The organism is Mesorhizobium sp. M7A.F.Ca.CA.004.06.1.1 (assembly GCF_003999135.1).
Taxonomy (GTDB): domain Bacteria; phylum Pseudomonadota; class Alphaproteobacteria; order Rhizobiales; family Rhizobiaceae; genus Mesorhizobium.
This window is the reverse complement of record NZ_RZPQ01001043.1, coordinates 1-1,578: the sequence shown is the minus strand read 5'-3', so window position 1 is coordinate 1,578 and position 1,578 is coordinate 1. Positions and strand designations below refer to the sequence as shown.

Here is a 1,578-nt window from a genome sequence, read left to right as displayed (position 1 = left end):
GTGTCGGTTCGGTCTGATCTGGCGTCACCGCGTCCAGCGCGGCGACCTGCTCTTCCACGGCCGGCATCACCACCATCGGTGCCATCTCGATCATCTGCGCGGGGGGTGGACCGCCATCCGCTTCGGTGACCATTGTGAGGTTCTGCACTGCATAGGCGACCGCGACATGGGCTCCAAGGACCAGCGCGGCAGCACCGGCCCACAAGCCAAGGTCGCGCCAACCGAAGCGCGACAGCTGGACCGAGGGCACGGCGACCGCTTGCGTCATGGCGCCGCCGCACCAGTGGCTGCGGGCGCCGGGGCATTGGACGCGGGAGCCGTCTCCAGGCCCACCAGCGCGATCTTCAGATAGCCGGCACCGCGCAATAGATTCATCGCCTCCATCAGGTCGCCATAGGCGACCGCCTTGTCGGCGCGCAGGAAGATGCGCGTCTGCTTGTCGCCCTTGGTCTTGGCGTCCAGCGTCGTGGCGAAAGCCGGGCGCGGCACGCTGTCATTGCCGATCGCCAGCGTCAGATCGTTCTTCAGCGTCAGGAACAGCGGTGTCTCGGGCCTCGGCGCGGGCGTTGCCGTCGAACCAGGCAGGTCGACATTGACATCCACCGTGGCCAGCGGCGCCGCGACCATGAAGATGATCAACAGCACCAGGATGACATCGATGAACGGGGTGACGTTGATCTCGTGGCTTTCCTCGAGATCGTCATCCATGGTCTGTCGGATTCTGCTTCCCATGGCGCTACTCCGCCGCCAGTGGCGTTGCCGGCGCGACGGTGCGGAAGTCCAGGTCGCGGCTGACCAGCCGTTCGACCCCGGCCGAGGCATCGGCGAGGATCTGCCGATAGCCGGCTATCGAGCGGGCAAAGACGTTGTAGATGACGACGGCCGGTATCGCCGCGACCAGGCCCATCGCGGTGGCCAGCAGCGCCTCGGCGATGCCCGGCGCGACCACTGCGAGATTGGTGGTCTGCGCCTGCGAGATGCCGATGAAGGCGTTCATGATGCCCCAGACCGTACCGAACAGGCCGACGAAGGGCGCGGTCGACCCGATCGTCGCCAGCACGCCGGTGCCGCGCGACATGCGCCGCGCCGCCGCCGCCTCGATGCGCGACAGGCGCGACGTGACCCGTTCCTTGAGGCCATCGCCCGAGACATGATCGAGCGCGCCGGCCGAGAGTGCGGTCTCCTCCTCGGCCGCCCGCACCAGCAGCGCGCCGGGCCCGCCGCTGCGGTCGAGGGTGCGGCTGGCCTGCTTCAGCGTGGCGGCCTCGCCGATCGCCCGCACGGCGCGACGGATGCGCAGCTTGCCGCCGAAAAGCTCCAGCGACTTGGCCAGCCATATCGTCCAGGTGACGAGGGAGGCAAAGGCCAGCCCGATCATCACCGCCTTGACGACAATGTCGGCCGCCATGAACATGCCCCATGGCGACAGGTCATGCGGCAAGGTCAACTCCATCGCCGTCGAAGGTCCGGCCTCAGACGGCGCGCCCGTGTTCGGCTGGGTGCCTGGCTGCGAAGGCGCCATCGTGGCGGGCGGGGCGACTGCCGGTGCGGGGGGGGCGGGGGCAATCGGCGCTGGGG

General features: G+C 68.8%; 2 protein-coding genes and 1 pseudogene. All 3 read right to left on the bottom strand.

Annotation, left to right across the window (positions count from 1 at the left end):
- Nucleotides 1–268: pseudogene (locus tag EN906_RS33600) on the bottom strand (energy transducer TonB); the annotation flags it as partial.
- Nucleotides 265–732 carry a TonB system transport protein ExbD gene (gene exbD, locus EN906_RS33595; protein ID WP_127268059.1) on the bottom strand — a complete coding sequence of 156 codons (468 nt, stop codon included), beginning with the start codon at nt 730–732 and terminating at the stop codon, nt 265–267. The gene exbD and the pseudogene EN906_RS33600, both read right to left, overlap by 4 nt.
- 4 nt (nt 733–736) lie before the next feature.
- Nucleotides 737–1,578, bottom strand: an 842-nt coding sequence (exbB, locus tag EN906_RS33590; RefSeq protein ID WP_245484390.1) for a tonB-system energizer ExbB, incomplete at its 5' end; no start/stop codon positions are given.